This is a genomic window from Streptomyces sp. NPDC034670 (assembly GCF_055574875.1).
In genome coordinates this window covers 15,007-41,085 of record NZ_JBVITR010000017.1, presented here as the reverse complement: position 1 = coordinate 41,085, position 26,079 = coordinate 15,007, and the positions used below count along the sequence as shown (strand labels likewise).

Annotated in this window: 26 protein-coding genes and 2 pseudogenes; 9 read left to right on the top strand and 19 right to left on the bottom strand. The window is 72.7% G+C overall.

Annotated elements, in window-relative coordinates; all coding sequences use genetic code 11:
* Positions 1 to 47: pseudogene (locus ACZ56B_RS14540) on the bottom strand (hypothetical protein); the annotation flags it as partial.
* A 71-nt stretch (positions 48 to 118) separates the two neighbouring features.
* Here ACZ56B_RS14540 and ACZ56B_RS14535 point away from each other — a divergent pair.
* Positions 119 to 1,090, top strand: coding sequence for a GDSL-type esterase/lipase family protein (locus ACZ56B_RS14535; RefSeq protein WP_468789798.1), 972 nt, complete (start codon positions 119 to 121; stop codon positions 1,088 to 1,090).
* Positions 1,091 to 1,141: 51 nt separating this feature from the next.
* Entirely contained in the window at positions 1,142 to 2,779 is a 1,638-nt protein-coding gene (locus ACZ56B_RS14530) for a cellulase family glycosylhydrolase (protein ID WP_468789796.1), read from the top strand.
* Positions 2,780 to 2,840: 61 nt separating this feature from the next.
* On the opposite strand, the gene ACZ56B_RS14525 is transcribed toward ACZ56B_RS14530, so the two are convergent.
* Both ACZ56B_RS14525 and ACZ56B_RS14520 read right to left on the bottom strand, forming a co-directional pair.
* Complete coding sequence (locus ACZ56B_RS14525; protein ID WP_468789893.1) at positions 2,841 to 3,494, bottom strand: class F sortase; 654 nt, start codon at positions 3,492 to 3,494, stop codon at positions 2,841 to 2,843.
* Between the two features lie 203 nt (positions 3,495 to 3,697).
* Positions 3,698 to 5,245 (bottom strand): DNA primase, encoded by a 1,548-nt coding sequence (locus ACZ56B_RS14520; protein ID WP_468789794.1) that lies wholly within the window; start codon positions 5,243 to 5,245, stop codon positions 3,698 to 3,700.
* A gap of 335 nt (positions 5,246 to 5,580) precedes the next feature.
* Between ACZ56B_RS14520 and ACZ56B_RS14515 the strand changes: the two are divergent.
* A pseudogene (locus ACZ56B_RS14515) lies at positions 5,581 to 6,147 on the top strand (MFS transporter); the annotation flags it as partial.
* Positions 6,148 to 6,473: 326 nt separating this feature from the next.
* Positions 6,474 to 7,352: an SDR family oxidoreductase gene (locus tag ACZ56B_RS14510; RefSeq protein ID WP_468789792.1), complete on the top strand. Its 879-nt coding sequence runs from the start codon at positions 6,474 to 6,476 to the stop codon at positions 7,350 to 7,352.
* 87 nt (positions 7,353 to 7,439) lie between these two features.
* Here the strand turns inward: ACZ56B_RS14510 and ACZ56B_RS14505 are convergent, their stop codons facing one another.
* Entirely contained in the window at positions 7,440 to 7,832 is a 393-nt protein-coding gene (locus ACZ56B_RS14505; RefSeq protein ID WP_468789790.1) for a MarR family winged helix-turn-helix transcriptional regulator, read from the bottom strand.
* A 236-nt stretch (positions 7,833 to 8,068) separates the two neighbouring features.
* Entirely contained in the window at positions 8,069 to 8,821 is a 753-nt protein-coding gene (locus tag ACZ56B_RS14500; RefSeq protein ID WP_468789788.1) for a TetR/AcrR family transcriptional regulator, read from the bottom strand.
* A 176-nt stretch (positions 8,822 to 8,997) separates the two neighbouring features.
* On the opposite strand from ACZ56B_RS14500, the gene ACZ56B_RS14495 reads away from it, so the two are divergent.
* Positions 8,998 to 9,447 carry a nitroreductase family deazaflavin-dependent oxidoreductase gene (locus tag ACZ56B_RS14495; RefSeq protein WP_468789786.1) on the top strand — a complete coding sequence of 150 codons (450 nt, stop codon included), beginning with the start codon at positions 8,998 to 9,000 and terminating at the stop codon, positions 9,445 to 9,447.
* Here the strand turns inward: ACZ56B_RS14495 and ACZ56B_RS14490 are convergent.
* Positions 9,431 to 10,669, bottom strand: a complete 1,239-nt coding sequence (locus ACZ56B_RS14490; RefSeq protein ID WP_468789784.1) for a geranylgeranyl reductase family protein — start codon at positions 10,667 to 10,669, stop codon at positions 9,431 to 9,433. The genes ACZ56B_RS14495 and ACZ56B_RS14490 overlap by 17 nt on opposite strands.
* Before the next feature lie 231 nt (positions 10,670 to 10,900).
* Between ACZ56B_RS14490 and ACZ56B_RS14485 the strand changes: the two genes are divergently transcribed.
* Together ACZ56B_RS14485 and ACZ56B_RS14480 are read left to right on the top strand one after the other, a co-directional pair.
* A complete protein-coding gene (locus ACZ56B_RS14485) occupies positions 10,901 to 12,262 on the top strand; it encodes a M20/M25/M40 family metallo-hydrolase (RefSeq protein WP_468789782.1) in 1,362 nt (453 codons plus the stop codon).
* A 72-nt stretch (positions 12,263 to 12,334) separates the two neighbouring features.
* A complete protein-coding gene (locus tag ACZ56B_RS14480) occupies positions 12,335 to 13,069 on the top strand; it encodes an MBL fold metallo-hydrolase (RefSeq protein WP_468789780.1) in 735 nt (244 codons plus the stop codon).
* Positions 13,070 to 13,084: 15 nt separating this feature from the next.
* Here ACZ56B_RS14480 and ACZ56B_RS14475 read toward each other — a convergent pair whose 3' ends face one another.
* The 3 genes from ACZ56B_RS14475 to ACZ56B_RS14465 all read right to left on the bottom strand — a co-directional run bounded on the left by ACZ56B_RS14475 (position 13,085) and on the right by ACZ56B_RS14465 (position 15,461).
* The gene (locus tag ACZ56B_RS14475) at positions 13,085 to 14,125 is read right to left on the bottom strand and encodes an NUDIX hydrolase (RefSeq protein ID WP_468789778.1); all 1,041 of its coding nucleotides are present in this window, start codon (positions 14,123 to 14,125) and stop codon (positions 13,085 to 13,087) included.
* Positions 14,126 to 14,269: 144 nt separating this feature from the next.
* Entirely contained in the window at positions 14,270 to 14,461 is a 192-nt protein-coding gene (locus ACZ56B_RS14470) for a hypothetical protein (protein ID WP_468789776.1), read from the bottom strand.
* A gap of 31 nt (positions 14,462 to 14,492) precedes the next feature.
* A complete protein-coding gene (locus tag ACZ56B_RS14465; protein ID WP_468789774.1) occupies positions 14,493 to 15,461 on the bottom strand; it encodes an ROK family protein in 969 nt (322 codons plus the stop codon).
* Positions 15,462 to 15,672: 211 nt separating this feature from the next.
* Here ACZ56B_RS14465 and ACZ56B_RS14460 point away from each other — a divergent pair, with 211 nt between their 5' ends.
* A complete protein-coding gene (locus tag ACZ56B_RS14460; protein ID WP_468789772.1) occupies positions 15,673 to 16,749 on the top strand; it encodes a LacI family DNA-binding transcriptional regulator in 1,077 nt (358 codons plus the stop codon).
* A 59-nt stretch (positions 16,750 to 16,808) separates the two neighbouring features.
* Here ACZ56B_RS14460 and ACZ56B_RS14455 read toward each other — a convergent pair whose 3' ends face one another.
* The 6 genes from ACZ56B_RS14455 to ACZ56B_RS14430 form a co-directional block, all read right to left on the bottom strand.
* Positions 16,809 to 17,069 carry a helix-turn-helix domain-containing protein gene (locus tag ACZ56B_RS14455; protein WP_468789770.1) on the bottom strand — a complete coding sequence of 87 codons (261 nt, stop codon included), beginning with the start codon at positions 17,067 to 17,069 and terminating at the stop codon, positions 16,809 to 16,811.
* Positions 17,069 to 17,566, bottom strand: a complete 498-nt coding sequence (locus ACZ56B_RS14450) for a DUF2975 domain-containing protein (protein ID WP_468789768.1) — start codon at positions 17,564 to 17,566, stop codon at positions 17,069 to 17,071. The genes ACZ56B_RS14455 and ACZ56B_RS14450 overlap by 1 nt, the downstream gene beginning before the upstream one ends.
* 240 nt (positions 17,567 to 17,806) lie before the next feature.
* Positions 17,807 to 18,769, bottom strand: coding sequence for an electron transfer flavoprotein subunit alpha/FixB family protein (locus tag ACZ56B_RS14445; RefSeq protein ID WP_468789766.1), 963 nt, complete (start codon positions 18,767 to 18,769; stop codon positions 17,807 to 17,809).
* 60 nt (positions 18,770 to 18,829) lie between these two features.
* Positions 18,830 to 19,618 (bottom strand): electron transfer flavoprotein subunit beta/FixA family protein, encoded by a 789-nt coding sequence (locus ACZ56B_RS14440; RefSeq protein WP_468789764.1) that lies wholly within the window; start codon positions 19,616 to 19,618, stop codon positions 18,830 to 18,832.
* Between the two features lie 216 nt (positions 19,619 to 19,834).
* Positions 19,835 to 20,344 carry a flavin reductase family protein gene (locus ACZ56B_RS14435; protein ID WP_468789762.1) on the bottom strand — a complete coding sequence of 170 codons (510 nt, stop codon included), beginning with the start codon at positions 20,342 to 20,344 and terminating at the stop codon, positions 19,835 to 19,837.
* A gap of 154 nt (positions 20,345 to 20,498) precedes the next feature.
* Positions 20,499 to 20,825, bottom strand: a complete 327-nt coding sequence (locus ACZ56B_RS14430) for a thioredoxin family protein (RefSeq protein WP_468789760.1) — start codon at positions 20,823 to 20,825, stop codon at positions 20,499 to 20,501.
* A 357-nt stretch (positions 20,826 to 21,182) separates the two neighbouring features.
* Between ACZ56B_RS14430 and ACZ56B_RS14425 the strand changes: the two genes are divergently transcribed.
* Positions 21,183 to 21,911 carry a lysophospholipid acyltransferase family protein gene (locus ACZ56B_RS14425; RefSeq protein ID WP_468789758.1) on the top strand — a complete coding sequence of 243 codons (729 nt, stop codon included), beginning with the start codon at positions 21,183 to 21,185 and terminating at the stop codon, positions 21,909 to 21,911.
* A gap of 162 nt (positions 21,912 to 22,073) precedes the next feature.
* On the opposite strand, the gene ACZ56B_RS14420 is transcribed toward ACZ56B_RS14425, so the two are convergent.
* The 4 genes from ACZ56B_RS14420 to ACZ56B_RS14405 all read right to left on the bottom strand — a co-directional run bounded on the left by ACZ56B_RS14420 (position 22,074) and on the right by ACZ56B_RS14405 (position 25,971).
* A complete protein-coding gene (locus tag ACZ56B_RS14420) occupies positions 22,074 to 22,646 on the bottom strand; it encodes a transglutaminase domain-containing protein (protein WP_468789756.1) in 573 nt (190 codons plus the stop codon).
* A gap of 69 nt (positions 22,647 to 22,715) precedes the next feature.
* Complete coding sequence (locus tag ACZ56B_RS14415) at positions 22,716 to 23,792, bottom strand: threonine aldolase family protein (protein ID WP_468789892.1); 1,077 nt, start codon at positions 23,790 to 23,792, stop codon at positions 22,716 to 22,718.
* Positions 23,789 to 24,535 carry an SDR family NAD(P)-dependent oxidoreductase gene (locus ACZ56B_RS14410; RefSeq protein ID WP_468789891.1) on the bottom strand — a complete coding sequence of 249 codons (747 nt, stop codon included), beginning with the start codon at positions 24,533 to 24,535 and terminating at the stop codon, positions 23,789 to 23,791. Before ACZ56B_RS14410 ends, ACZ56B_RS14415 begins: the two co-directional genes overlap by 4 nt.
* A 38-nt stretch (positions 24,536 to 24,573) precedes the next feature.
* Entirely contained in the window at positions 24,574 to 25,971 is a 1,398-nt protein-coding gene (locus ACZ56B_RS14405; protein ID WP_468789754.1) for a DUF6421 family protein, read from the bottom strand.
* Positions 25,972 to 26,079 lie beyond the last annotated feature (108 nt).

Below are 26,079 nucleotides of genomic sequence, written 5' to 3'. Positions count from 1 at the left end.
TTGCACCACCCCCCCCCCCCTCCCCCCACCCCCCCCCCTCCCCCCCCCCCCCCCCCCCCCCCCCCCCCCCCCCCCCCCCCCCCCCCCCCCCCCCCCGAGGAGCACCCCGGTACGCGTCATGCCGCTGGGCGACTCGATCACCGGCTCGCCGGGCTGCTGGCGGGCCGTGCTGTGGAACCGCTTGCTGGACGCCGGCCACACGGACGTCGACTTCGTCGGCACCCTGCGCGAGCAGGGCTGCGCACTGGCCCACGACGGCGACAACGAGGGCCACGGCGGCGAACTGGTCACCCAGGTGGCGGACCGGGACCTGTTGCCCGGGCGGCTGGCGGCGACCCGGCCGGACATCGTTGTCATGCACTTCGGCACGAACGACGTCTGGAGCGCCCTCTCCCCCGACCGCATCCTCGCCGCCTACACGAAGCTCGTGACGCAGATGCGGGCGTCCAACCCGGACGTGCGCGTCCTCGTCGCCCAGCTCATCCCCATGAACCCCGCCGGGTGCGCCGCCTGCGCCCAGCGCGTCGCCGATCTCAACGCCCGGATCCCCGCGTGGGCCGGGGCGACGAGCACCGGCCGCTCCCCCGTGACCGTGGTCGACCAGTGGACGGGGTTCGACACGGCCACCGACACCTACGACGGCGTGCACCCCGACGCCGACGGCGACGAGAAGATCGCCGCCCGGTGGTTCCCCGCCCTGTCCGCCCTCCTGGAGGAAGGCGTCCCGGGCGGTCCCGGTGCACCGGGGGACGGCGATCCCCGGTGCACCGCGTCCTTCCGGGTCGTCGCCGCGTGGCAGGGCGGCCACCAGGCCGAGGTGACGGTGCGCAACACCTCCGCGGTCCCCGTGTCGGGCTGGACGGTGACGGTCGCGCCGGCGGACGACGCCCGCCTCGTCCAGGTCTGGAACGGCATCCTCACCACGGCCGCCGACGGCACGGCGAAGGTCACCGACGCGGGCTGGAACGGCGCCCTGGCCCCCGGCGCGAGCACCGCCTTCGGCCTCGTCGCCACAACCCCGGGAACCTCCGCCGCCCCCGCGGCGGACGTCGACTGCACGGCCACCCCGCGACACCCCCGAGACCCCTGAACACACGGCACGGAGCACACCACCCCCGCACCCCACCTCCACGGAGCCGCCATGAGACCCCCTGCCCGCACCGCCCCACGAGCGGCCGGCCTCGTCGCCGCCCTCCTGGGCCTGCTCCTCCCGCTCATCGCCCTCGGCACCCCGGCCCACGCGGCGCCCACCGGCTTCCGCGTCGAGAACGGTCGCCTGCTGGAGGCGTCCGGGAACGACTTCGTGATGCGCGGTGTCAACCACGCGCACACCTGGTACCCCGACCGGATCGGCGCGCTGGCGCACATCAAGGCCAAGGGCGCCAACACCGTGCGCGTCGTCCTCTCCAGCGGTGACCGCTGGACCCGCAACGACGCCGCCGATGTGGGGAACGTCGTCGCGCAGTGCAAGCAGAACCGGCTGATCTGCGTGCTGGAGGTGCACGACACCACCGGTTACGGCGAGCAGAGCGGAGCGGTCACCCTCTCCCGCGCCGCCGACTACTGGATCAGCGTGCAGAGCGCCCTGACCGGCCAGGAGAACCACGTCATCGTCAACATCGGCAACGAGCCCCACGGCAACACGGGTTACGCGAACTGGACGGCCGACACCAAGGCGGCGATCCGGAAGCTGCGCGCCGCCGGGTTCGACCACACCCTGATGGTCGACGCCCCCAACTGGGGCCAGGACTGGGCGTTCACCATGCGCGACAACGCCGCCTCGGTCTTCGCCGCCGACCCGGACGCGAACACCGTCTTCTCCATCCACATGTACGGCGTCTTCGACACCGCCGCCGAGATCAGCGACTACCTGGGCCGCTTCGTGGCCGCGAGACTCCCCGTCGTGGTCGGCGAGTTCGGCCACGACCACTCCGACGGCAACCCCGACGAGGACACCATCCTGGCCGTCGCCCAGCAGCTCCGCCTCGGCTACCTCGGCTGGTCCTGGAGCGGCAACGGCGGCGGCGTCGAGTACCTGGACATGGTCACGAACTTCGACCCGGACCGGCCGACCGACTGGGGACGGCGCCTCTTCGACGGTGCCAACGGCATCGCCGCCACCGCCGAGGAGGCCGAGATCTACTCCTCGGGTTCCGGCGGCGACACCACGGCCCCGACCGCTCCCGGCGCCCCGGCCGCCTCGGCGGTGACTTCCTCGTCGGCCACCCTCACCTGGGGCGCCGCCACCGACGCGCGCGGTGTCACGGGCTACGACGTCGTCCGGATCGACGGCGGCCGGGAGACCGTCGTCGCCACGACGGCCGGCACCTCCGTCACCGTCACCGGGCTCGCCCCGGCCACGTCCCACACCTTCGCCGTCTACGCCCGGGACGCCGCCGGCAACCGCTCGCCGCGCTCCGCCACGGTGACCGTCACCACACCCCCCGGCGGAACGACGGGAGCCTGCGAGGTCGGTTACCGGGTGACGGGCCAGTGGCCCGGTGGCTTCCAGGGCGAGATCACCGTCCGCAACACCGGCGGCTCGACGGTGAACGGCTGGACACTGCGCTGGACCTTCCCCGGTGACCAGCGGATCACCCACCTGTGGGGCGGCACCCCGACGCAGAGCGGCGCCGAGGTCGGCGTGACCGCCGCCCCGTACACCGCGACGATCCCCGCCTCCGGTTCCGTCACCCTTGGCTTCACGGCCTCGTGGTCCGGGGCCGGCCCCGGACCCACGGCGTTCAGCCTGAACGGCGCCCCCTGTTCCATGGCCTGACACGCGTGCTGCCCGGAAGGGATCGTTCTCCCTTCCGGGCAGCCGGCCGTGCGCCGTCGCCTCAGACCAGGTGGGCGAAGACCACCAGGTTCTCGGTGTAGTCCTTGGCGACACGGTCGTAGGCCCCCGCGCAGGTGATGAGCCGGACCTCGGCCCTGGGGGCGTCGGCGTACACGCGCTCGTCGGGGAAGTTCTTCTTCTCGAACGACTCCGTGTCGTGCACCTCGAACGTCGCCTTGCTCCCGTCGGCCCGCACCACCCGGAACCGGTCGCCCTCGTCCAGCTCGCCGAGCCGCGCGAACACGGCCGGGGACGTCGCCGTGTCCACGTGCCCGGCGATGATCGACGTACCCGCCTCCCCGGGGGACACGCCCTTGGCGAACCACCCGACCAGGTTGGTGTCGTGTGGCGGCGGGGCGTCGAGTTGCCCGTTCTTGCCGATGGCGAGATCGGTGAAGGGCGCGTCGACGCCGATCTCGGGGATGAGCAGCCGGGTCGGCTCGGACCTCGACAGGTACTTGCCGGCCGGCTTGCTCGCGGCCGGCCTGCTCGCGGCCGGCCTGCTCGCGGCCGGCTTGCTCGCGGCCGGTCCGGAGGAGGTGGAGACCGCCGGGGGAGCGTGCGGCACGCGGGCGTCGTCGGGAGGAGCCTCCCCGCCACCGAACAGCGTCATGACCAGCATCAGGCCGGCCCCGCTCCAGAAGACCGCCGTCATCGCGGCGCGCAGTCTTCGCCTCCTCGGCTTCGGCTCGGCCTCGACCGGCTCGGTTTCGCGGGGGGAAGGGGGACTGGCTGCCATCGGGGGGACCACCTCACTCGGACACGGCAGCGAACACGACAGTCTCAGGAAGCGACCGGAGCCGCCATGACGCGTCACGCGCGTACGGCGACTCCGACCGCTATCCCGCCGCACATGGCTCAGGCCACGTTCCCGGAGGCCTTCTTGCGCCGCAGCGCGTAGGCGCCGGCGCCGAGGGCCGCCAGCGCGGCCAGGCCGCTCGCGGTGACACCCTGGTCGGCGAGCCCGCCGCCACCGGCGTGCACGCCGCCGCTCGGCTTGTCCTTCCAGTCCTTGTCGTCCTTGCCGCCCCAGGACTCCTCGTCGTGCGAGTCACCCTTGTCCTTGGAGTCGTGCTTCGACTCCTTGCCGCCCCAGTCCTCGGAGTTCACAGCGGCCAGGGCCCCGCCACCGGTGTGGACTCCACCGCGCGGCTTGTCGTGCTCGTCCTCCTCGTCGTACTTGCTGTCCTTGTACTCGTCGTCCTTGTACTCGTCCTTCTTGTCCTCGTCCTTCTTGTACTCGTCGTCCTTGTACTCGTCCTTCTTGTCCTCCTTCTTGTACTCGTCGTCCTTGTACTCGTCCTTCTTCTCGTCCTTGTCGTGCTTGTACTCGTCCTTCTTGTCCTCGTCCTTGTACTCGTCCTTCTTGTCGTGCTTGTACTCGTCCTTCTTGTCCTCGTCGTGCTTGTACTCGTCGTCCTTGTCGTGCTTGTACTCGTCCTTCTTCTCGTCCTTGTCGTGCCTGTACTCGTCCTTCTTGTCCTCGTCGTGCTTGTACTCGTCCTTCTTGTCCTCGTCGTACTCGTTCACGACGGTCAGAGCCCCGCCGCCGGTGTGCACACCGCCGTGCGGCTTGTCGTGCTTGTACTCGTCCTTCTTGTCCTCGTCCTTGTACTCGTCGTCCTTGTATTCGTCCTTCTTCTCGTCCTTCTTGTACTCGTCGTCCTTGTATTCGTCCTTCTTGTACTCGTCCTTCTTCTCGTCCTTGTCGTGCTTGTACTCGTCCTTCTTGTCCTCGTCCTTGTACTCGTCCTTCTTGTCGTGCTTGTACTCGTCCTTCTTGTCCTCGTCCTTGTACTCGTCCTTCTTGTCGTGCTTGTACTCGTCCTTCTTGTCCTCGTCGTGCTTGTACTCGTCGTGCTTGTCGTGCTTGTACTCGTCCTTCTTCTCGTCCTTGTCGTGCTTGTACTCGTCCTTCTTGTCCTCGTCGTGCTTGTACTCGTCCTTCTTGTCCTCGTCGTACTCGTTCACGACGGTCAGGGCCCCGCCGCCGGTGTGCACACCGCCGTGCGGCTTGTCGTGCTTGTACTCGTCCTTCTTGTCCTCGTCCTTGTACTCGTCGTCCTTGTATTCGTCCTTCTTCTCGTCCTTCTTGTACTCGTCGTCCTTGTATTCGTCCTTCTTCTCGTCCTTCTTGTACTCGTCGTCCTTGTACTCGTCCTTCTTCTCGTCCTTCTTGTACTCGTCGTCCTTGTACTCGTCGTCCTTGTCGTGCTTGCCCTCGTCGCCCTTGTCGTACTTGCTGTCCTTGCCCTCGTCGTCCTTGCTGTCCTTGTCCTGTTCCTTGCTGTAGGAAGACTTGTCGTGGTCCCCGTCACCCGTGTAGTCGGCGAAAGCTGCGGGGGCGGCGATGGCGAGGGCCGCCGTGGCCGTTGCGGTGGCGAGCACCATGCGGGCAGAGCGCATCTGAGAGTCCTTCCCTCGGCAACCGGGCTGCTGACGCCTCATCAGCACGATGGAACCGGCCGCGTGTGATCCACAGTCATTCATGCGGCCCGCCCTCACCATCCGAGGAGGTCACACGGGTTAATCCCAGCGCCCTTACGGAGCAATCGACGGCCTCTGACCTGGGGGTACCCCCAGGTCAGAGGCCGTCGCGACGAGCGGGCCGGACGATGGGGACGAGCGCCTCCGCACCACCGGCCGTGAACCCGTGCGACCCTCCCGGCAACGCACGAACCCGCGCGTCGTGACCGCCGACGTGCTTGCCCCCTCCCTCCGCGCCGACCCGGCCTGACTTTGTGCCGTTTTTAAACAAGAACCGATCGCCCAGTGCCGTACCGGGTGCCGACCTCGTCCGACTACGACTCGCCCTGACTCTGTTCTCCGCCGTCAAGGAGCGGACCGGCGCTTCCGCCGGCCCCCTGGGCCTCGCCCTGCCGGGTGTCTCCGCCGGAGCCGTCGTCACCATGACGCTCACCGGCCGCCTGTCCCGTCGCCACGGCAGCCATCCGGTCACCGTCGTCTGCGCGGTCCTGCTCCGTCTCAGCGTGGGGCTGCCCCCGCTGACCCACTCCGCCCTCGCCCTCGGCACCGTGCTCCTGCTGTTCGGCGCGGCCTACGGCGGAATCAACGTCGCCTTCGACAGCGCCGCCGTCGACCTGGTGGCCGCGTCGCAACGACCGATCATGCCCAGCCTCCACGCCGCGTTCAGCCTGGGCGGCATGGTCGGCGCGGGCCCGGGCGCCCTGGTCGCGGGCTCCCTCTCACCCACCCGGCACCTGTGGGAACTCGCCGCCGTCGGCCTGCTCGTGACGGCCGTGGCGGGGTGGATGCTCCTGCGGTGCGAGCCGCTGCCCCGGCGGACCGGTCCGGTCTGCCGACCGCGCTGACCAGCGTGGCGGTGCCGGCCGCGGCCGCCACGGTCATCGGCTTCGCGACGCGCCGGGTGGGCACGGGCTGAGGCGGCGCGTCGCGCCGTCGGGAACGGCGTCCACGGATCCGGCCCGTACGCCCCTCGTCCCGGCCCTCGGCTCCCCGGCTCCCCGGCCGTTCAGCCGTTCAGCCGTTCGGGGCAGCCTCCCGGATCGGTCGCCCCTTGTCGGGGTACTCGATCTCCGCGCCCGTCGATCACCCGTCGGCGGGCGGCGCGAACGCGACCGCGCCGTAGAACCGCGTGCAACAGGGAGAGATCGTGACCGAGCAGCAGAACCCCGCCGAACGGCACCCGACGCCCGACTTCCCGTCCCAGGACCAGCCGCACCCCGGCTGGACCGGCCCCATGGACCCGCCGCCGGACCACGGGGAGGACTCCTACCGGGGCAGTGGCCGGCTCACGGACCGCAAGGCCGTGATCACCGGTGGGGACTCCGGGATCGGGCGGGCGGTCGCCCTGGCGTTCGCGCGCGAGGGGGCCGACGTGCTCTTCACGCACCTGGAGAGCGAGAAGGACGAGGCCGCCGAGACCGCGCGCTGGGTGGAGGAGGCCGGCCGGCGCGCCGTGCCCGTCTCGTGCGACATCCGGGAGGAGGAGAACTGCCGGGCGCTGGTCGACCGCGCCGTGTCGGAGTTCGGCCGGATCGACGTCCTGGTGAACAACGCGGCGTACCAGATGTCGCAGCCGGACGGCATCGAGGCGATCTCCACGGAGCAGTTCGACCGCGTGATGCGCACCAACCTGTACGGCATGTTCTGGCTGTGCAAACTGGCGCTGCCGCACATGCCGGAGGGCGGCAGCATCATCAACTCGGCCTCGGTACAGGCCTACAATCCGAGCCCGCACCTGCTGGACTACGCGACGTCCAAGGGGGCGATCGTCACCTTCACCCAAGGGCTGGCGCAGATGGTGATCGAGCGCGGTGTCCGCGTCAACGCCGTGGCGCCGGGCCCGGTGTGGACGCCGCTGATCCCGGCCACCCTGCCGGACACGAAGGACTTCGGCAAGCAGGCGCCCATCGGGCGGCCGGCCCAGCCGGCCGAGATGGCTCCGGCGTACGTCTTCCTCGCCTCCCAGGAGGCCTCGTACATCACCGCGGAGATCGTCAACGCGACGGGCGGGACGCCCCTGCCGTGAGCAGGCCCGCGGAGCGTTCGCGGAGGCGTCCCGCCGTGCTTGGGCGGGACGCCTCCGGCCGTGGTCCGGGGCCTTCGGCCCGGTCGTTCAGCCGTCCGCGAGCATCCGGGCCAGCACCGCGCGCTGTGCCGGCAGCGCCGCGCCGTGCAGTGCGCGCCCCTTCGCCGTGAGCGAGACCCGCACCCCCCGCCGGTCCTCCGGGCACGAGCCGCGTTCGACCAGCCCTTCCTTCTCCAGGCGGGCGATCAGCCGGGACAGCGCGCTCTGGCTCAGGTGGACACGCTCGGAGATCTCCTGGACCCGGTAGGAGCAGCCGCGCGCCGCGCAGTTCGCGGCGAGTATGTCCAGGACCTCGAAGTCGCTGGCGCACACGCCGTGTTCGTGCAGTGCGCGGTCGAGTTCGCACTGGGTGCGCGCATGTAGCGCGAGCATGTCCCGCCACCGTCGCACGAGTTCCTGTTCGGCCCGGTTCGCCGCCATGGGCGGCACCGTAGCAGGCGCGTCGGCCCCGTCGTGGCCGAGCGCCCCCGGCACGGTCCGGGTGACCGCGCACGGCGCACGGGGAACACGCACGGCGGACCCGGGGCGAACGGGACGCGTCCACCGTCGTGTCCGGGGACCCGCTGAGCGGCGCGGGCGCCGGTCCGCGGCTCCCTCCCCCTCCCCCCGGTCCTCGTCGACGGGCACGCGTGCCCGCGGCGCGCCCGGGTGCCGCGTCAGGCACCGGAGCCGCTGCCCCCGTCCCGGGGGACGCGGGTCCGGCCGGGCCCGTCCTGCCGCGAGGGCACCAGGCCCACGGTGCGGGCCAGTTGTCCCACCGCGTGCCGGAAGAACGCCCCGCGGTCCTCCACCACCCGGTGGAAGTGTCCGAACACCTCGAATCCGACCAGGCCGAACAACTGGGCCCAGGCCGCCGCCATCCCCGCCACCACCTCGGGCGGCAGGTCGGGCGCGAGGTCGGCGGCCATGCGCACGGCCTCGGGCCGCAGTCCGTCCGGCAGCGCGGGACCGGCCAGGCCCGGGCCGCGCTGTGCGTCGCGGAGGATGCCGATGAGGACGAGGGCGACGCGGAAGGCGGCGGGAACGGTCGTCCGGGGCGCGGTGTAGCCGGGCACCGGTGACCCGTAGATCAGCGCGTACTCGTGCGGATGGGCGAGCGCCCAGCCGCGCACCCCCTCGCACACCGCCGTCCAGCGCCGGGTGGGTCCGGCGTCGGCAGCCGCGTCGTGGGCCGCCTCGGCCGCCTCGCCGAGGGAGTCGTAGGCGTCGATGATGAGCGCGGTCAGCAGGTCGTCACGGCTGGGGAAGTAGCGGTACAGCGCGGAGGAGGCCATGCCGAGCTCGCGGGCCACGGCTCGCAGCGAGAGCTTCGCGGCGCCTTCCACCGCGAGCTGCCTGCGGGCCTCTTCCTTGATGGCCGCGGTGACTTCGATCCTCGCCCGGGCGCGGGCGCCGTGTGCGGTGCTCATGGGAGCAGTGTTCCATGGAAGCAGAGCACCGCACACGGAAGAGATCAGTGAACGCAAACGAGAGCACTGCTCTTGCTCCGGGGTGCGGCGTCCGGCAGACTGGCACTCGTGAGCGAGAGCAATGCTCTCGCAAGAGAGCACTGCTCACCGAAATCCGCACCCATCGGGGGTCCCGCGTGTCCGCGTACGTCAAGAAGCCCGGCTGGTTCACCGTCCACGTCCTCAACCGGCTCGTCGCCTGGCTGACCCGCCGCGGACTGAGCGTCTGGGGGTCGCGGGTGCTCGCCGTGCGCGGCCGCAGGAGCGGGCAGTGGCGGACGACCCCGGTCAACCTCCTCACCGTGAACGGCGAGCGGTACCTGGTCGCGCCGCGCGGCCACGTCCAGTGGACGCACAACATGCGCGCGGCCGGCGGCGGCGAGCTGCGCCTGGGCCGGACCACGGAGGTCTTCACCGCGGCCGAGGTGGCCGACGACGACAAGCCGCCGCTGCTGCGCGCCTACCTCGAGCGGTGGAAGGCGGAGGCCGGGGCCTTCTTCCGCGGAGTCGGCCCCGACTCCTCCGACGACGAGCTGCGCCGCGTCGCCCCCGACCACCCGGTCTTCCGGATCACGGCCGGGAGCTGACCCCGTCCTCCGCGGAGCGCCGGTCCAGTGCCGTCAGGGCACGGTGCGCCAGCGGATGCGTGCGGACCAGTTCCCCGAGGGTCGTCGAGCCCCGGGTGATGTCCATGAACGCCTTCCAGGCCGGACGGAAGCCGGTGAGGACCGCGTGGAACACCCCGGGGCGCCGTTCGAACGCCGCGAGCATCCGCTTGCCGACACCCATCTCCACGCCGAGTCCCGCCTTGACGGCGAAGGCGTAGTTCAGCGCCTGGCGGCGCGTGTCCACGGCGTCGTGGGCCTCGGCGATGCGCACCGCCCACTCCCCCGCCAGCCGGCCCGAGCGCAGGGCGAAGGAGATGCCCTCGCGGGTCCACGGCTCCAGCATCCCGGCCGCGTCCCCGCACACCAGGACCCGCCCGCGCGAGAGCGGCGAGTCGTCGGTGCGGCAGCGGGTCAAGTGGCCGGAGGAGATGCTCGGTTCGAAGCCCGCGAGGCCGAGCCGCCCGATGAAGTCCTCCAGGTACCGCTTGGTCGCGGCGCCTTCGCCGCGCCGTGAGATCACGCCGACCGTCAGCGTGTCGTCCTTGGGGAACACCCAGCCGTAGCTGCCGGGCATGGGACCCCAGTCGATGAGCACCCGGCCCCTCCAGTCCTCGGCGACGGTCTCCGGCACCGGGATCTCCGCCTCCAGGCCCAGGTCGACCTGGTCGACCTTGACCCCGACGTGCGCTCCTATCCGGCCCGCGCTGCCGTCCGCGCCGACGACGGCCCGTGCGAGCACCGTCTCGCCGCCCTGCAGCACCAGGGCGACGGTGCGCCGGTCCGGCACGGCCGGGCCGTGCTGCTCGACCCGCTGCACGGCGGTGCCGGTGCGCAGCTCGGCACCCGCCTTCCGGGCGTGCTCCACCAGCCGCTGGTCGAACTCGGGCCGGTTGACCAGCCCGAACAGCATCTGCCGGGAGCGGCGGGTGCGGCTGAAGCGTCCGTTGTGGGAGAACGTCACCGCGTGCACGCGGTCCTTCAGCGGAAGCTCGAATCCGGGCGGGAGCGCGTCGCGCGAGGGGCCGATGATGCCGCCGCCGCAGGTTTTGTAGCGCGGCAGCTCCGCCTTCTCCAGCAACAGCACGCGCCGTCCCGCGACCGCCGCCGCGTAGGCGGCCGAGGCCCCCGCGGGTCCCGCGCCCACCACGACGACGTCCCACACCTGCCGCACGTCGTCCGCCGAAGAGTTCTCGCTGCTCACGATGGTCTACTGCTCCCGATCAAGCCGCCTGCCTCCCCCACGCTCCCGGCTTCGTCGAGCAGGGGGTACCCCCATCTGTCCCCCGCATCCTACGGCGGTGATCGCCGCGGGCCGCTGTGGGAGGATCGGCGACGTGAGTGCCCCGTACACGGGACCTCGCGCACCCGCACGATCGTCGCGTACCCGGACGTACGCGAGAAGCAGAACGTCGCACCCACAAGGAGCGTGCCCATGTCGTCGCATCCGGTCGCCGCCACCGTCGCCTCTCTGATGCCCAGGGCGAAGGAGGAGCTCACCGAGCTGGTGGCCTTCAGGTCGGTGGCGGACTTCGGCCAGTTCCCGCGCAGCGAGAGCGAGGGCGCCGCCCGCTGGATCGCGGACGCGCTCACCGCCGAGGGCTTCACGGACGTGGCGCTGCTCGACACCCCGGACGGCACCCAGTCGGTGTACGGCTACCTGCCCGGCCCCGAGGGCGCGAAGACCGTGCTCCTGTACGCGCACTACGACGTGCAGCCGCCGCTGGACGAGGCCGGCTGGGCCACCCCGCCCTTCGAGCTGACCGAGCGGGACGGCCGCTGGTACGGGCGCGGGGCCGCCGACTGCAAGGGCGGCGTGATCATGCACCTGCTGGCGCTGCGCGCGCTGAAGGCGAACGGCGGCGTGCCCGTCCACGTCAAGGTGATCGCCGAGGGCTCGGAGGAGCAGGGCACCGGTGGGCTGGAGCGGTACGCCGAGGCCCACCCCGAGCTGCTGGAGGCCGACGCCGTCGTCATCGGCGACGCGGGCAACTTCCGCGCCGGCCTGCCGACGGTCACCTCCACCCTGCGCGGCATGACGCTCGTCCGGGTGCGGATCGACACCCTGGAGGGCAACCTGCACTCCGGCCAGTTCGGCGGTGCCGCGCCCGACGCGCTGGCCGCGCTCGTCCGCGTCCTGGACTCGCTGCGCGCCGAGGACGGCTCCACGACCGTCGACGGGCTGACCGGTGACGCCTCCTGGGACGGACTGCAGTACGACGAGGAGCAGTTCCGTGAGGACGCGAAGGTGCTCGAGGGCGTGGAGCTGGTCGGGTCCGGCACGGTCGCCGACCGCATCTGGGCGCGCCCGTCGGTCACCGTGCTCGGCATCGACTGCCCCCCGGTGGTCGGCGCCACGCCGTCCGTCCAGGCCAGCGCCCGCGCCCTGATCAGCCTGCGGGTCCCGCCGGGGGTCGACGCGGCCGAGGCGACGAAGCTGCTCCAGGCGCACCTGGAGGCGCACACGCCGTGGGGCGCGCGGGTGAGCACCGAGCAGATCGGCCAGGGACAGGCGTTCCGCGCGGACACCACCAGCCCGGCCTACCGGGCCATGGCCGACGCGATGGCGGTGGCCTACCCGGGTCAGGAGATGCAGTACGCGGGGCAGGGCGGCTCCATCCCCCTGTGCAACACGCTCGCCGCCCTCTACCCGCGGGCCGAGATCCTGCTCATCGGCCTGAGCGAGCCGGAGGCGCAGATCCACGCGGTGAACGAGAGCGTCTCCCCCGACGAGCTGGAGCGGCTGTCGGTCGCGGAGGCCCTGTTCCTGCGCGCCTACGCGTCCGACGCGGGCTGAGCGCGGCGCCCACCGCTCTGCCCGCGGCAGAACCCCCGCCTCCGGGCGGGGGATCCGCCCTACCGTCCTCCCATGGACGTCGTCGAACTCCTCCCCCGCCTCCACCTCCTGCGCTTCCCGGTCGGCCAGGCCTACCTCTGGCGCGACGGCCGGGGCGCCGGCGACGGCGCGCTGACGCTGGTCGACGCCGGCCCGGCCGGTTCCAGAGCGCCGATCGCCGAGGCGCTGACCGCGCTGGGCCGGCACCCGCGGGACGTGCGCCGGATCGTCCTCACCCACTTCCACGAGGACCACGCGGGCGGCGCGGCCGAGGTCGCGGAGCTCACCGGTGCCGAGGTACTGGCGCACCGGCTGGACGCGCCGCACGTGCGCGGCGAAGTCCCGGGACCGCCCCCGGTGTTCGAGGACTGGGAGCGACCCCTGCACGAGCGGGCGGTGCGGCTCCTGCCCCCGGCGGACTTCGAGCACCCCGCCCGGGTCACGGAGCTGTCCGACGGGGACGTCCTCGACCTGGGCGGCGGAGCGCACGTGGTGCACGTCCCGGGACACACGCACGGCAGCATCGCGCTCCACCTCCCCCGGTACGGCGTGCTGTTCACCGGGGACACGGTCGCCGCCCCGCCCGCGGGCGGGGCGGTGGTGCCGGGGGTGTTCAACCTCGACCGGCGCCGGGTGCTCGCCGCCTGCCGCCGGCTGGCCGCCCTCGACGCGGAGGCGGCCTGCTTCGGCCACGGCGCTCCGGTGCTCACCGGGGCGGCGCGGGCGCTGCGCGCGGCGGCGCGGGCGGCGGACTCCGGCGGCCGGTGAGCGCGGGGCCCGCGCTCATCCGACCGGCACCCCGGCCTCCAGGTACACCGCCTTGCCGCACTCCCGCGCCCGCAGGGCCCGGCACAGCCGCTCGTAGCGGACCGGCGGCAGCAGCTCGGCGGCCTCGGCCTCGGAGACGAAGCGCCAGCCGCGCAGTTCGGGCCCGGGCAGCAGCAGCCGCCCGGCCTCCGCGGAGTCGAGGCGGCCGCCGTCGAAGAGCAGGCGCAGGCCGCCGTACCCGGGCGGTGCGGGCGGCTCCCAGTCGACGACGAGCAGCGCCGGTACGTCGGCGAGGCGTATCCCGGTCTCCTCGGCGACCTCGCGCATGCCCGCGCGTGCGGGCGCCTCCCCGCGTTCCACGATCCCGCCCGGGAACTCCCAGCCCGCCTTGTAGGTGGGGTCGACGAGCAGCACCCGGTCCTGCTCGTCGAACAGGAGGACCCCGGCGGCGACGGTCTCGGTGGTGGGCTCGGGCGTCTGCACGATGTCGCAGGCGGGCGCCGCGCCGCTGCCGACCGCCTCGGCGATCCGCAGGGCGGTGTCGTACGGGGTCAGGGCGCCGGTGTCGATCGGATAGGCGTCGGCGGTGAGCCAGGAGGCGAGGGCGGACTTGTACGGCTCGATGTGGTCGTAGGACCACTGCCGGACGCGTATCTCGCCGTCGGGGAGGTCCCGCGGGACGTCACGGCCGGCTATGCGTTCCCGCAGGATCGTTTCCGCCGGAGCGAGGAGGATGTGGCGGACCGGGATGCGGCGGGCGGCGAGGCCGCCGAAGATCTCGTCGCGGTACTCCTGGCGCAGCAGGGTCATGGGGACCACGAGGGTCCCGCCGAGTTCGGCGAGCATCGCGGCCGCCGTGTCGATCACGAGCCGCCGCCAGATCGGGAGCTCCTGGAAGTCGCCGACCTCGGCGAGGCGTTTGGGCGGCAGCAGACGGCCCAGCGCTCCGCCGATGACCTCGGGGTCGAAGAGCGCGCTGTTCGGGATCAGCTCGATCAGTTCGCGCGCGGCGGTGGTCTTCCCCGCGCCGAACGCGCCGTTGATCCAGACGATCACGGTTCCCCCTCTTCTGTTGGCCCCCTGAGGCTTGCCCGCTCCACCCTGCCACGGAAACCAGCTCCAGTTGAGAACGCACGACAACGGCGCCGGTGCTCCTCGGTCCGAGGGGCACCGGCGCCGTGCGGTCCTGCCGCGGGCCGGTCAGTCCCCGCCCTTCTGCGACTCGTCCAGGTCCAGGACGGCGTCGGTGCCGACGGCCTGGTCGAGGGTGCTGAGGGCGTCGTCGGTGCCGAGGCCGCCGACGTTCCCGCCGAGCGCGTGCGACGGGGTGACCGCCGCGACGACGAAACCGGTGGCGAGGGAGGCGATGGCGAGCATGCTGCGCTTCTTCATGCCGGGTTCAACGGCCGGAACGGCCCCGGGGTCACGCGGGTGTTCCCGCGACCGCGCCGGCGGCCGTGTCCGCCCGGCGGGCCAGCGCCGCCGCCGCGGCGCCCACGAGCCCGGCATCGGTGCCCGCCCGGGCCGGGGCCACCACGAGGCGCCGGACGAAGGACAGGGTGGCGTACTCGGCCAGGGCCCTGCGCAGGGGGGCGAGGAGGACCTCGCCGGCCTTGCCCACTCCGCCGCCGATCACGGCGATGTCGATCTCGACGAGGGTCGCGGTGGCCGCGATGCCGGCGGCCAGCGCCCGGGCGGCCCGCTCGAAGGAGGCGGCCGCCACCGGGTCCCCGGCCCGGGCGGCCGTGGCCACCGCGGCGGCGGAGGTGTCGCCGTCCGGGCCGGGGCGCCAGCCGTCGGCCAGGGCGCGACGGGCGATGTTCGGGCCGCTCGCGATGCGCTCCACGCAGCCGCGCGAGCCGCACGGGCACGGGTCGCCGTCCAGGTCGACGCTGATGTGGCCGATGTGGCCCGCGTTGCCGGTCGGTCCGGGGTGCAGCCGGCCGCCCAGCACCAGGCCGCCGCCGACCCCGGTCGAGACGACCATGCACAGCGCGTTGTCGTGGCCGCGGGCGGCGCCCTGCCAGTGCTCGGCCGCCGTGATCGCCACGCCGTCGCCGATCAGCTCCACGGGCAGGTCCCCGGCCGCGTCCCGGACCCGGGCGACGAGCGGGTAGTCGCGCCAGCCGGGCACGTTCACCGGGCTCACCGTGCCCGCGGAGGCGTCCACCGGACCGGCGCTGCCGATGCCCACGGCGCGGACGCGACGCCACCCCGGTGACGCGCGGAGCTCGCCGAGCACGGCCTCGACCGCCCGCATCACGGTCTCGCCGTCCTCCTGCGCGGGCGTCGGCCGCCGGGCGCGGACCAGGATCCGGCCCCGGCCGTCCACCAGCGCGCCGGCGATCTTGGTGCCGCCGATGTCGAGCGCGGCCACGAGGTCGGTGTGCATCAGTGTCGGATCCCCCCGTCAACCATCGGAAAACGCCCGGAAGAACCATGTGCGGCCGGAAGGCGGCACACGGGGCAGGCCGCGTCCCCGGCCTCGCCGTGACGCGCGGGCCGAAGAGCGCGGGGGACAGTGTCCCCCGAGCTTGACAACGTTGTCCAGGCTCTATGCTCGACGCCACATCCTCATACCGACCCGTGCCCCCACGCATCCCGTGGACGACAGGACAGGACACCGCACCGTGCCGGAGACGCCCCGCCGCACCGACCGCATCCCAGGGACCCGTTACGGCAGCCGTCCGACGATGAAGGACGTGGCCGCCCGCGCCGGGGTCGGGCTCAAGACGGTCTCCCGGGTGGTCAACGGCGAACCCGGGGTCACGCCGGAGACGGAGCGCCGCGTCCAGGAGGCCATCGGGGCGCTCGGCTTCCGCCGCAACGACAGCGCGCGGGTCCTGCGCAAGGGGCGCACCGCCAGCATCGGGCTGGTCCTGGAGGACCTGGCGGACCCGTTCTACGGGCCGCTGAGCCGGGCGGTCGAGGAGGTGGCCCGCGCGCACGGCGCCCTGCTGATCAACGGCTCCAGCGCGGAGGACGCCGAACGCGAGCAGGAGCTGGTGCTGGCGCTGTGCGCCCGCCGGGTGGACGGGCTGGTGGTGATCCCCGCCGGCGACGACCACCGGTACCTGGAGCCGGAGCTGAAGGCGGGCGTGGCCACCGTGTTCGTGGACCGGCCGGCCGGGAGGATCGACGCGGACGTCGTCCTGTCGGACAACCACGGCGGCGCCCGCGACGGCGTGGCGCACCTGATCGCGCACGGGCACCGCAGGATCGGCTTCATCGGCGACATGCCCCGCATCCACACCGCGGCCGAGCGGCTGCGCGGCTACCGGACCGCCATGGAGGACGCGGGCATACCGGTGGCGGACTCCTGGATGTCGCTGGGCGTCACCGACCCCGGGCGGGTGCGCCGGGCGGCCGAGGAGATGCTCTCCGGCCCGGACCCCGTCACCGCGATCTTCGCGGGCAACAACCGGGTGACGGTCACCGTGATCCGGGTGCTGGCCGGGCACGCGCGCCGGGTCGCGCTCGTCGGCTTCGACGACATCGAGCTCGCCGATCTGCTCCAGCCGGGCGTCACGGTCGTCGCCCAGGACGCGGCGGCCCTCGGCCGGACCGCCGCCGAGCGCCTCTTCCGCCGGCTGGACGGCGCCCCGCTCCGTCCCGAGCGCATCGAGCTGCCGACCCGGCTGATCACGCGCGGCTCCGGCGAGCTGCCCCCGGCGGACTGACCGGGGCACGGCCCCCTCCCCGGGCGGGCGGGGCCCCGTCCGCCCTCCCGGGGCCGGCGTCACGAACGGCCGGCGTCCTCCGCCAGGGGCGCCTGCGCACCGGGGTTCCCGGGCCCTGCGGGCTCCCACCGCAGCAGGTCGCCCGGCTGGCACTCGAGCACCTCGCAGAGCGCGGCGAGCGTCGTGAACCGCACCGCCTTGGCGCGGCCGTTCTTGAGGACCGCCAGATTGGCGGGCGTGATCCCGACGCGTTCGGCGAGCTCGCCCACGGACATCTTCCGCCGGGCCAGCATCACGTCGATGTCGACGGCGATCGGCATCAGATCACCTCGGCCAGTTCGGCCCTCATCCGCGACGCCTCGACGTCGCGCGCCACGGCCTGGGCGAGCAGCATCCGCAGCACGAGCACGACGAGCGCGACCCCCAGGACCGCCAGGCCGACCCCGCCCAGCAGGAGCACGACGCCCGGGGCCACGGCCTCGCCCGGGGCCAGGAGCACCCCGAGCGCGAACACCAGGAGCGCGGCGGCCACGAACGCGCTGATCACCACGTGCACGTACCGGAAGGCGGCGTGGGAGAACACGGTCCCGCGCCGCACCATCGTCACCAGCCGCCAGACGCAGACCAGGACGACCTGGGCCGTCACCACCGCGAGCACCACGAAGAGCAGGAACGGGGTGCGCAGGTACGCGTGGTCCGGGTCCAGTCCCTCCAGATCGCTCGCCAGCAGCGGCACCATCACCGCCTGCACCCCCACCGAACCCACCAGCAGCACCCCGAGCACGGCGCGCAGCGCGAACACCGCCACCTGTCCCATCGCCTCTCCTTCCATCGAAGCACGATGGAAATCTATCGAGAGTCGATAGGCCGGGCAAGCGGGCGGCCCGGACCGCGGCCGTGCGCCCGCCGTGGGCCGGGCCGGGCCGCCGGTCCGGCTACCGCGCCGAAGCCGCGGGGCCACCCCGCCGGCGCGTGCGTCACGCGCGCTCCGATCGCACGGGACCCCCGCGACCTTTGGAGGTCGCGGGGGTCCCGTGCGGTCCGGAGTGCCGTGCGATCAGCCCTTGCGGGTCTTGATCTCCTCGGTCAGCTGCGGGACGACGTCGAACAGGTCGCCGACGACGCCGTAGTCGACCAGCTCGAAGATCGGGGCCTCGGCGTCCTTGTTGACGGCCACGATGGTCTTCGAGGTCTGCATGCCCGCGCGGTGCTGGATCGCGCCGGAGATGCCCGCGGCGATGTACAGCTGCGGCGACACGCTCTTGCCGGTCTGGCCGACCTGGTTGGTGTGCGGGTACCAGCCGGCGTCGACGGCGGCACGCGAGGCACCGACGGCCGCGCCGAGCTGGTCGGCGAGCGCCTCGATGATCGCGAAGTTCTCCGCGCCGTTCACCCCGCGGCCGCCGGAGACCACGATCGCGGCCTCGGTCAGCTCGGGACGGCCCGTCGACTCGCGGGCGGTGCGGCCGGTGACCTCGGTGCCCCTCGCCTGCTCGGAGAAGGTCACGTCCAGGGCCTCGACCGCGCCGGCGGCCGGCGCCGGCTCCACGGCGGCCGAGTTCGGCTTGACCGTGATGACCGGAGTGCCCCTGGAGACACGGGACTTGGTGGTGTAGGACGCGGCGAACACCGACTGGGTGGCCACCGGGCCGGCCTCGGACGCCTCCAGGTCGACGGCGTCGGTGATGATGCCGGAGCCGATGCGCAGCGCCAGGCGGGCGGCGATCTCCTTGCCCTCGGTGGAGGACGGCACCAGGACGGCGGCCGGGGAGACGGCCTCGTGGGCGGCCTGGAGGGCGTCCACCTTCGGTACGACCAGGTAGTCGGCGTACTCGGCGGCCTCGTGGGTCAGGACCCGGGTCGCGCCGTGCTCGGCGAGGGCGGCGGCGGTGTCCGCGGCGCCGCTGCCCAGCGCGACGGCGACCGGCTCGCCGATGCGGCGGGCCAGGGTCAGCAGCTCCAGGGTGGGCTTGCGGACGGCGCCGTCCACGTGGTCGACGTAGACGAGAACTTCAGCCATGGGACTTCTCTCCTGCTTGCGAAGGGGTGCGGGGCGGGAAGCGAGCTCGAGCCTCTGATCTCAGAGGAACTTCTGGCTCGCGAGGAACTCGGCGAGCTGCTTGCCGCCCTCGCCCTCGTCCTTGACGATCGTGCCGGCGGTGCGGGCCGGACGCTCGTCCGCGGACTCGACCGTCGTGTAGGCGCCCTCCAGGCCGACCTCCTCCGCCTCGAGGCCGAGGTCGGACAGGTCCCAGGACTCGACGGGCTTCTTCTTCGCCGCCATGATGCCCTTGAAGGACGGGTAGCGGGCCTCGCCCGACTGGTCGGTGACCGACACGACCGCCGGCAGGGACGCCCGGAGCTGCTCGGAGGCGGTGTCGCCGTCCCGGCGGCCGGTGACCGTGCCGTCCTCGACCGCGACCTCGGACAGCAGCGTCACCTGCGGCACGCCCAGGCGCTCCGCGAGCAGCGCCGGGACGACGCCCATCACGCCGTCGGTGGAGGCCATGCCGGAGATGACCAGGTCGTAACCGGCCTTCTCGATCGCCTTGGCCAGGACCAGGGAGGTGCCGATGGCGTCGGTGCCGTGCAGGTCGTCGTCCTCGACGTGGATCGCCTTGTCGGCGCCCATGGACAGCGCCTTGCGCAGGGCGTCCTTGGCGTCCTCCGGGCCCACCGTCAGCACGGTGATCTCCACGTCGTCGTCGGAGTTCTCCGAGATCTGCAGCGCCTGCTCGACCGCGTACTCGTCCAGTTCGGAGAGCAGACCGTCCACGTCGTCCCGGTCGACGGTCAGGTCATCGGCGAAGTGCCGGTCGCCAGTGGCGTCGGGCACGTACTTCACGGTGACAACGATCCTCAAGCTCACGCCGGCTCTCCTACTGCATCGTCATTTCTGGCTGCCTGCCTGCAGGCAGCATAGGCGCCTGGAGCGGGCGATCCCGGTCGGGGCGGCCCACGCTCCGAACGAAATATTACTCGTCAGTACACCCAGTGCGTTCCCGCTGAGCAAGCGCTTTGAACTGTGACCTTCGCAACGCAGCGTAACCGGGACCCGACCGGGTCGCAGCAGGAGGCGCCCGGCTCAGTCCCGCAGCCCGCTGAAGCGCCCCCGGTGGTAGAGGAGCGGGCGGCCGCGGCCGGTGGAGTCGCCCACGAGGATCTCGGCGAGCACGACCCGGTGGTCCCCGGCGGGTACCCGCGTCACCACCCTGCACACCGTCCAGGCCGGCACGTCGTCCAGGACGGGAACGCCCTCGGGCCCCTCCCGCCAGGCGGTGGCCGGCCCGAAGCGGTCGGCGCCGCTGCGCGCGAAGGTGGCCGCCAGCTCCCGCTGGTGCTCCCCGAGGACGTGCACGCCGACATGACCGCTCGCCGCTATCGCGGGCCAGCTGGAGCCCCCGGTGCCGACGGCGAAGGACAGCATCGGGGGGTCGGCGGAGACGGAGGCGAGGGAGGTGGCGGTGAAGCCGACCGGGCCCGACCGGCCGCGCGCGGTGATCACGGCGACGCCCGCCGCGTGCTTCCGGAAGACGGAGCGCAGCAGATCGGGCGAGGCGGGGCGGGCGGCACCGAGGCCGGACGTGGCCGTCATGCGACTGTCCTTCTGCGGGAGACGAGGGGGCGGCCGGGTACCCGCCGGGGGCACAGGAGTTCCGACGACATGCTGTCAGGCTGACGATAGCTGCACGGTACAGTCAAGCCGGTCCCGGGAGGTGGGAGGCGGCTCACGCCGGAGCCCGCGGCCGTCACACGGCCTCCCCGAGGGCGGCGATCACGTCCACCTTGCGCGGCAGGCCGGCCGCGCGCCGCACGACCCGGCCCCCCGCGTCGAGCACCAGCACCGTCGGGGTCCGCAGGACCTCCAGGCGCCGGACGAGGTCCAGCCGGCCCTCGGCGTCGATCTCCACGTGCGCCACGCCCGGAACCATCCCGGCCACCTCGCCGAGCACCCTCCGGGTCGCCCGGCAGGGCGCGCAGAACGCGCTCGAGAAGTGCACCAGCGTCGCGCGCTCCCCGAGGGGCGCGCCCAGTTCCGCCGCCTCCAGCCGCTCGTCCTCGTCCCGCCCGCGCACCCGCGTCCTCCCGTTTCCGTCGTCGTCCGCACCGCCACCGCGGTCCTCACCCGTGCGAAGCGCTCGCGCGACCGCGGGGATTCCCGGCCGCGCGCAGCGGTGCCCCGTCGGCGGCCCGCCCCGCCGCGGCGCCCCGGGGCGGCGCCGGTCCACTCCCCCGGAGTAACGGCGACGCAAAAGCCCGAGGTGGGCCAGGGGACGGACGTGACGAGAATCTCTCCGCCGGCGGGCACCAGGGCTGGTTCACGGGCCGTTCTTGGGGCACCATCGGCGACAAGCCGTAAACCTACGGCTCCGTAACTTTCGACTGGGAGCTTTCCCCTTCCCAGGCAGAGCAGGAAGGGTTCCACCTCACCCATGGCAGAACTCGTCTACCGTCCGGTCATCGGTTTCGCCCAGACCCTGTTCAAGGTGTGGGACCTGAAGATCGACTGCCGGGGCTCGGAGAACATCCCCCGCTCGGGCGGGGCCGTGCTGGTGAGCAACCACATCAGTTACCTGGACTTCGTCTTCAACGGCCTGGCGGCGCTCCCGCAGAAGCGCCTCGTGCGCTTCATGGCGAAGGAGTCCGTCTTCCGGCACAGGATCTCCGGTCCGCTGATGCGCGGGATGAAGCACATCCCCGTGGACCGCGAGCAGGGCGACGCGGCGTACGCGCACGCGCTGCGGTCGCTGCGGTCGGGCGAGATCGTGGGCGTCTTCCCGGAGGCGACGATCTCCCAGTCGTTCACGTTGAAGAGCTTCAAGTCGGGCGCCGCGCGCATGGCGCAGGAGGCGGGCGTGCCGCTGATCCCGATGGCGGTGTGGGGCACCCAGCGGCTGTGGACCAAGGGCCGTCCGCGCAACTTCAGACGCAGCCACACCCCCATCACCATCCGCGTCGGCGAGGCGATCGAAGCGTCCAGGGACAAGTACGCGGGCGCGATCACCCGGCAGCTGCGGGAGCGGGTCCAGGAGCTGCTGGAGGCGGCCCAGCGCGCGTACCCGGTGCGGCCCAAGGGCCCGGAGGACACCTGGTGGATGCCCGCGCACCTCGGCGGTACCGCCCCGACGCCGGAGCAGGTCCGCGCGGCCGAGGCGAGCTGACCGGGCCGGACGGCGGCCGCCCGGGGCCGCTCGCACCGGCGGGTGGACGGCGCTGCGCGCGCCGGCACCGGACTCCTTTGGCGGCGACGGGGACGGAGCCGGGCGCGGGCGTCCGCGCCTCCCCGGACACGGCCGGGAGGAGCGTCGCGCTCCCTCCCGGCCTCAGAGCGCGGTGGGGAGCGTCCGCCACAGGTGCGGCCGGTCGACGGCGCTCCTGAGGGCGTTCAGCACGGCCGGGTGCGGCGCGGCGTACAGGACCGGATGGTCCCCCTCGCCGGCCGCCGCGTCGGGCGTGAAGGCCAGGCGCTCGCCGTCCAGGGAGAACCGGGCGTCGACCCCCGGCTTGTCGCCCCGCGGGTCCTGCCGGTGCCAGGCGCCGCCGAAGCGGACGGCGACCAGCCCGTGCACCGCTCCGAGGTTCTGGTAGCAGAACGCGGTCGGGATGTCCTCGGCCCGGAGCAGCGCCGCCAGCGCGTGGGCCTTGGCGTAGCAGATGCCGGTGCGCCGCTCCAGGACGTCGGAGGCGCGCCAGGTGACCCGGAGGTCGCCGGAGTCCTGCGAGTGCGGGACGGCGTCACGCACGAACTCGAACGCCCGTCGCGCATAGTCATACGAGTCGACCGCCCGCTCGGCGAGGCGTGCGACCGTCTCCCGGACCAGCGGATGATGATGGTCGACGACCTCGTCGGCGGCCAAGTAGGCGGACAGGTCGGGGGTTTCCTGGATCAGCTGCATGCCGCCGGAGCATAGGCATGCGGCCGACCGGAGCTCAATGCATTTCCGATCGGCCGCATACTCATGCACTCAGTGCTGTCGGGCCATCTCCTCCTTGAGGGCCGCCACGAACGTGTCCACGTCGTCCTCGGTGGTGTCGAAGGCGCACATCCAGCGGACGTCCCCCGCGGCCTCGTCCCAGAAGTAGAACCGGAACCGCTTCTGCAGGCGCTCGCTCACGTCGTGCGGCAGGCGGGCGAAGACCGCGTTGGCCTGCACCGGGTGGAGGATCTCCACGCCGTGCACGGCGCGCACGCCCTCGGCCAGGCGCTGGGCCATCTCGTTGGCGTGCCGGGCGTTGCGCAGCCACAGGTCCCGGGCCAGCAGGGCCTCCAACTGCACCGACACGAAGCGCATCTTGGAGGCGAGCTGCATGGACAGCTTGCGCAGGTGCCGCATGTGGCGGACGCCGTCCGGATTCAGCACGACGACCGCCTCGCCGAACAGGGCGCCGTTCTTGGTGCCGCCCAGGGAGAGGATGTCGACGCCGGCCGCGTTGGTGAAGCTGCGCATCGGCACGTCCAGCGCGGCGGCGGCGTTGGCCAGCCGGGAGCCGTCGACGTGCACCTTCATGCCGCGGGCGTGGGCGTGCTCGCAGACGGCCCGGATCTCGTCCGGGGTGTACACCGTGCCCAGCTCGGTGGCCTGGGCCAGGGAGACCACCTGCGGCATGGCCCGGTGCTCGTCGTCCCAGCCGTACGCCTGCCGGTCGATCAGCTCGGGGGTGAGCTTGCCGTCCGGGGTGGGCACGGTGAGCAGCTTGATGCCGGCCACCCGCTCCGGCGCGCCGCCCTCGTCCACGTGGATGTGGGCGCTCTCGGCGCAGATCACCGCGCCCCAGCGGTCGGTGACCGCCTGGAGCGCGACGACGTTGGCGCCGGTGCCGTTGAAGACCGGGAACGCCTCGGCCGTGGGGCCGAAGTGGCTGCGGATCACCTGCTGGAGGTTCTCGGTGTACGCGTCCTCGCCGTACGCGACCTGGTGCCCGCCGTTGGCCAGGGCCAGGGCGGCGAGCACCTCCGGGTGGGCCCCCGCGTAGTTGTCGCTGGCGAAACCGCGGACGTCCGGATCGTGGTGACGACGCGCGTCGGTCCTCGGTGGGTTCACGGCTTCTCGGTCAGCCACAGGCGGTTTCCATTCACTTCCGCGGCGGGCTTCTCCCAGACTCCGGCGATGGCCTCGGCCAGGTCCTTGACGTCCGTGAAGCCCGCGAACTTCGCGTTGGGACGGTCGGCGCGCATCGCGTCGTGCACCAACGCCTTCACCACCAGGATCGCAGCCGCCGACGTGGGCCCCCGTTCGCCCCCGGCCTTGCGGAAGTAGTCGGCCATGGCGAGCGTCCACGCCTCGGCGGCGGCCTTGGCGGCGGCGTACGCCGCGTTGCCCGCGGTGGGCCTGCTCGCGCCGGCCGCGCTGATCAGGACGTACCGGCCGCGGTCGCTGCGCTGGAGCGCCTCGTGGAAGGCGAGGGAGGTGTGCTGCACGGTGCGCACCAGCAGCAGCTCCAGGAAGTCCCAGTCGTCCAGGACGGTCTTGGTGAAGGTCTCGCTGCCGCGCCAGCCGCCGACGAGGTGGACCAGCCCGTCGACCCGGCCGAACTCCTTCTCGACCCGGGCGGCCCAGTCGCGGGTGGAGTCAAGGTCCAGCAGGTCGACCGTGTCGCCGGTGACGGTGGCGCCGCCGTGCGCGTAGCGCGCCGCGTCGACGGCCTCGGCCAGCCGCTGCGGGTCGTTGTCGGAGCCGACGACGGTGGCCCCCGCCTCGGCCAGCCTGAGCAGCGCCGCGCGCCCCGCGGGACCCCCCGCGCCGGCCACCGCGATCACCGCACCGTCGAGCGCGCCGTTCCCCATGGTCCTCGCCTCCTGAGCAGTTGTGGACTCGCGATCGCTCACGCGGCGACCCGCTCGGCGCCGTCCGCCGTGATGCCCCGGGTGGAGGCGATCACGTTCTTCAGCTTCTTGGACAGTGCCTCGTAGAACATGCTCAGCGGAAACTCGTCCGGAAGCACGTCATCGACGAGTTTGCGCGGCGGCTGCGACAGGTCCAGGGCCTCGGGGCCCTTGGCCCACTTCGAGCCGGGGTGCGGGGAGAGGTAGGTGGACACCAGCTCGTAGCCGGCGAACCAGTGGACGAGCTTCGGGCGGTCGATGCCGTCGCGGTACAGCTTCTCGATCTCGGCGCACAGCTGGTTGGTGACCCGCGGGGCGCGCTCCCAGTCGACGGAGAGCTTGTTGTCGGTCCAGCGCACGACGTCGTGCCGGTGCAGGTAGGCGAAGAGCAGCTGGCCGCCCAGCCCGTCGTAGTTGCGGACCCGCTCGCCGGTGACCGGGAAGCGGAACATCCGGTCGAAGAGCACCGCGACCTGCACGTCCCGGGCCTGCGGGACGCCTTCGCCCGCGAGCTTCACGGCCTCCTTGAAGGCGGTGAGGTCGCAGCGCAGCTCCTCCAGGCCGTACATCCAGAACGGCTGGCGCTGCTTGATCATGAACGGGTCGAACGGCAGGTCGCCGTGGCTGTGGGTGCGGTCGTGGATCATGTCCCAGAGCACGAACGCCTCTTCGCAGCGCTTCTGGTCGTGCACCATCGCGGCCACGTCCTCGGGCAGTTCGAGGCCCAGGATGTCGACGGCGGCGGCGGTGACCCGGCGGAAGCGGGCGGCCTCGCGGTCGCAGAAGATGCCGCCCCAGGTGAACCGCTCGGGGGCCTCGCGCACGGCGATGGTCTCGGGGAAGAGCACCGCGGAGTTGGTGTCGTAGCCCGCGGTGAAGTCCTCGAAGGTGATGCCGCAGAAGAGCGGGTTGTCGTAGCGGGTGCGCTCCAGCTCGGCCAGCCAGTCGGGCCAGACCATGCGCAGCACGACCGCCTCCAGGTTGCGGTCCGGGTTGCCGTTCTGCGTGTACATCGGGAAGACGACCAGGTGCTGCAGACCGTCCTCGCGGCGCTCGGCCGGCTGGAAGGCCAGCAGCGAGTCGAGGAAGTCGGGCACCTCGAAGCCGCCCTCGGCCCAGCGGGTCAGGTCCTTCACCAGGGCCTCGTGGTAGGCCCGGTCGTGGGGCAGCAGCGGGGACAGCCGCTCGACGGCCTCGGCCACCTCGCGCACCGCGTGCTCGGCCTCGGCGCGGGCCGGGGCGCCCTCGGCGTCGAAGTCGATCGACCCGTCCTTGGACTGCCAGGGCCGGATCCGCTCCACGGCATCCTTGAGCACGGGCCACGCCGGGTGCTCGACCACCCTGCTCACCGGAGGAACCTTCCCCTCCGCACCCACCTGCACAAGAATTTCCGTCATGACCCATCCTCCACGGGAGAACCTGCGTAAGCAGACCGTATCCGGAGGAGGTTTCCCCCAGCAAGGGGACCTCAGGAAATCATCCTGCCCCGCCCCACTCCTGACCGC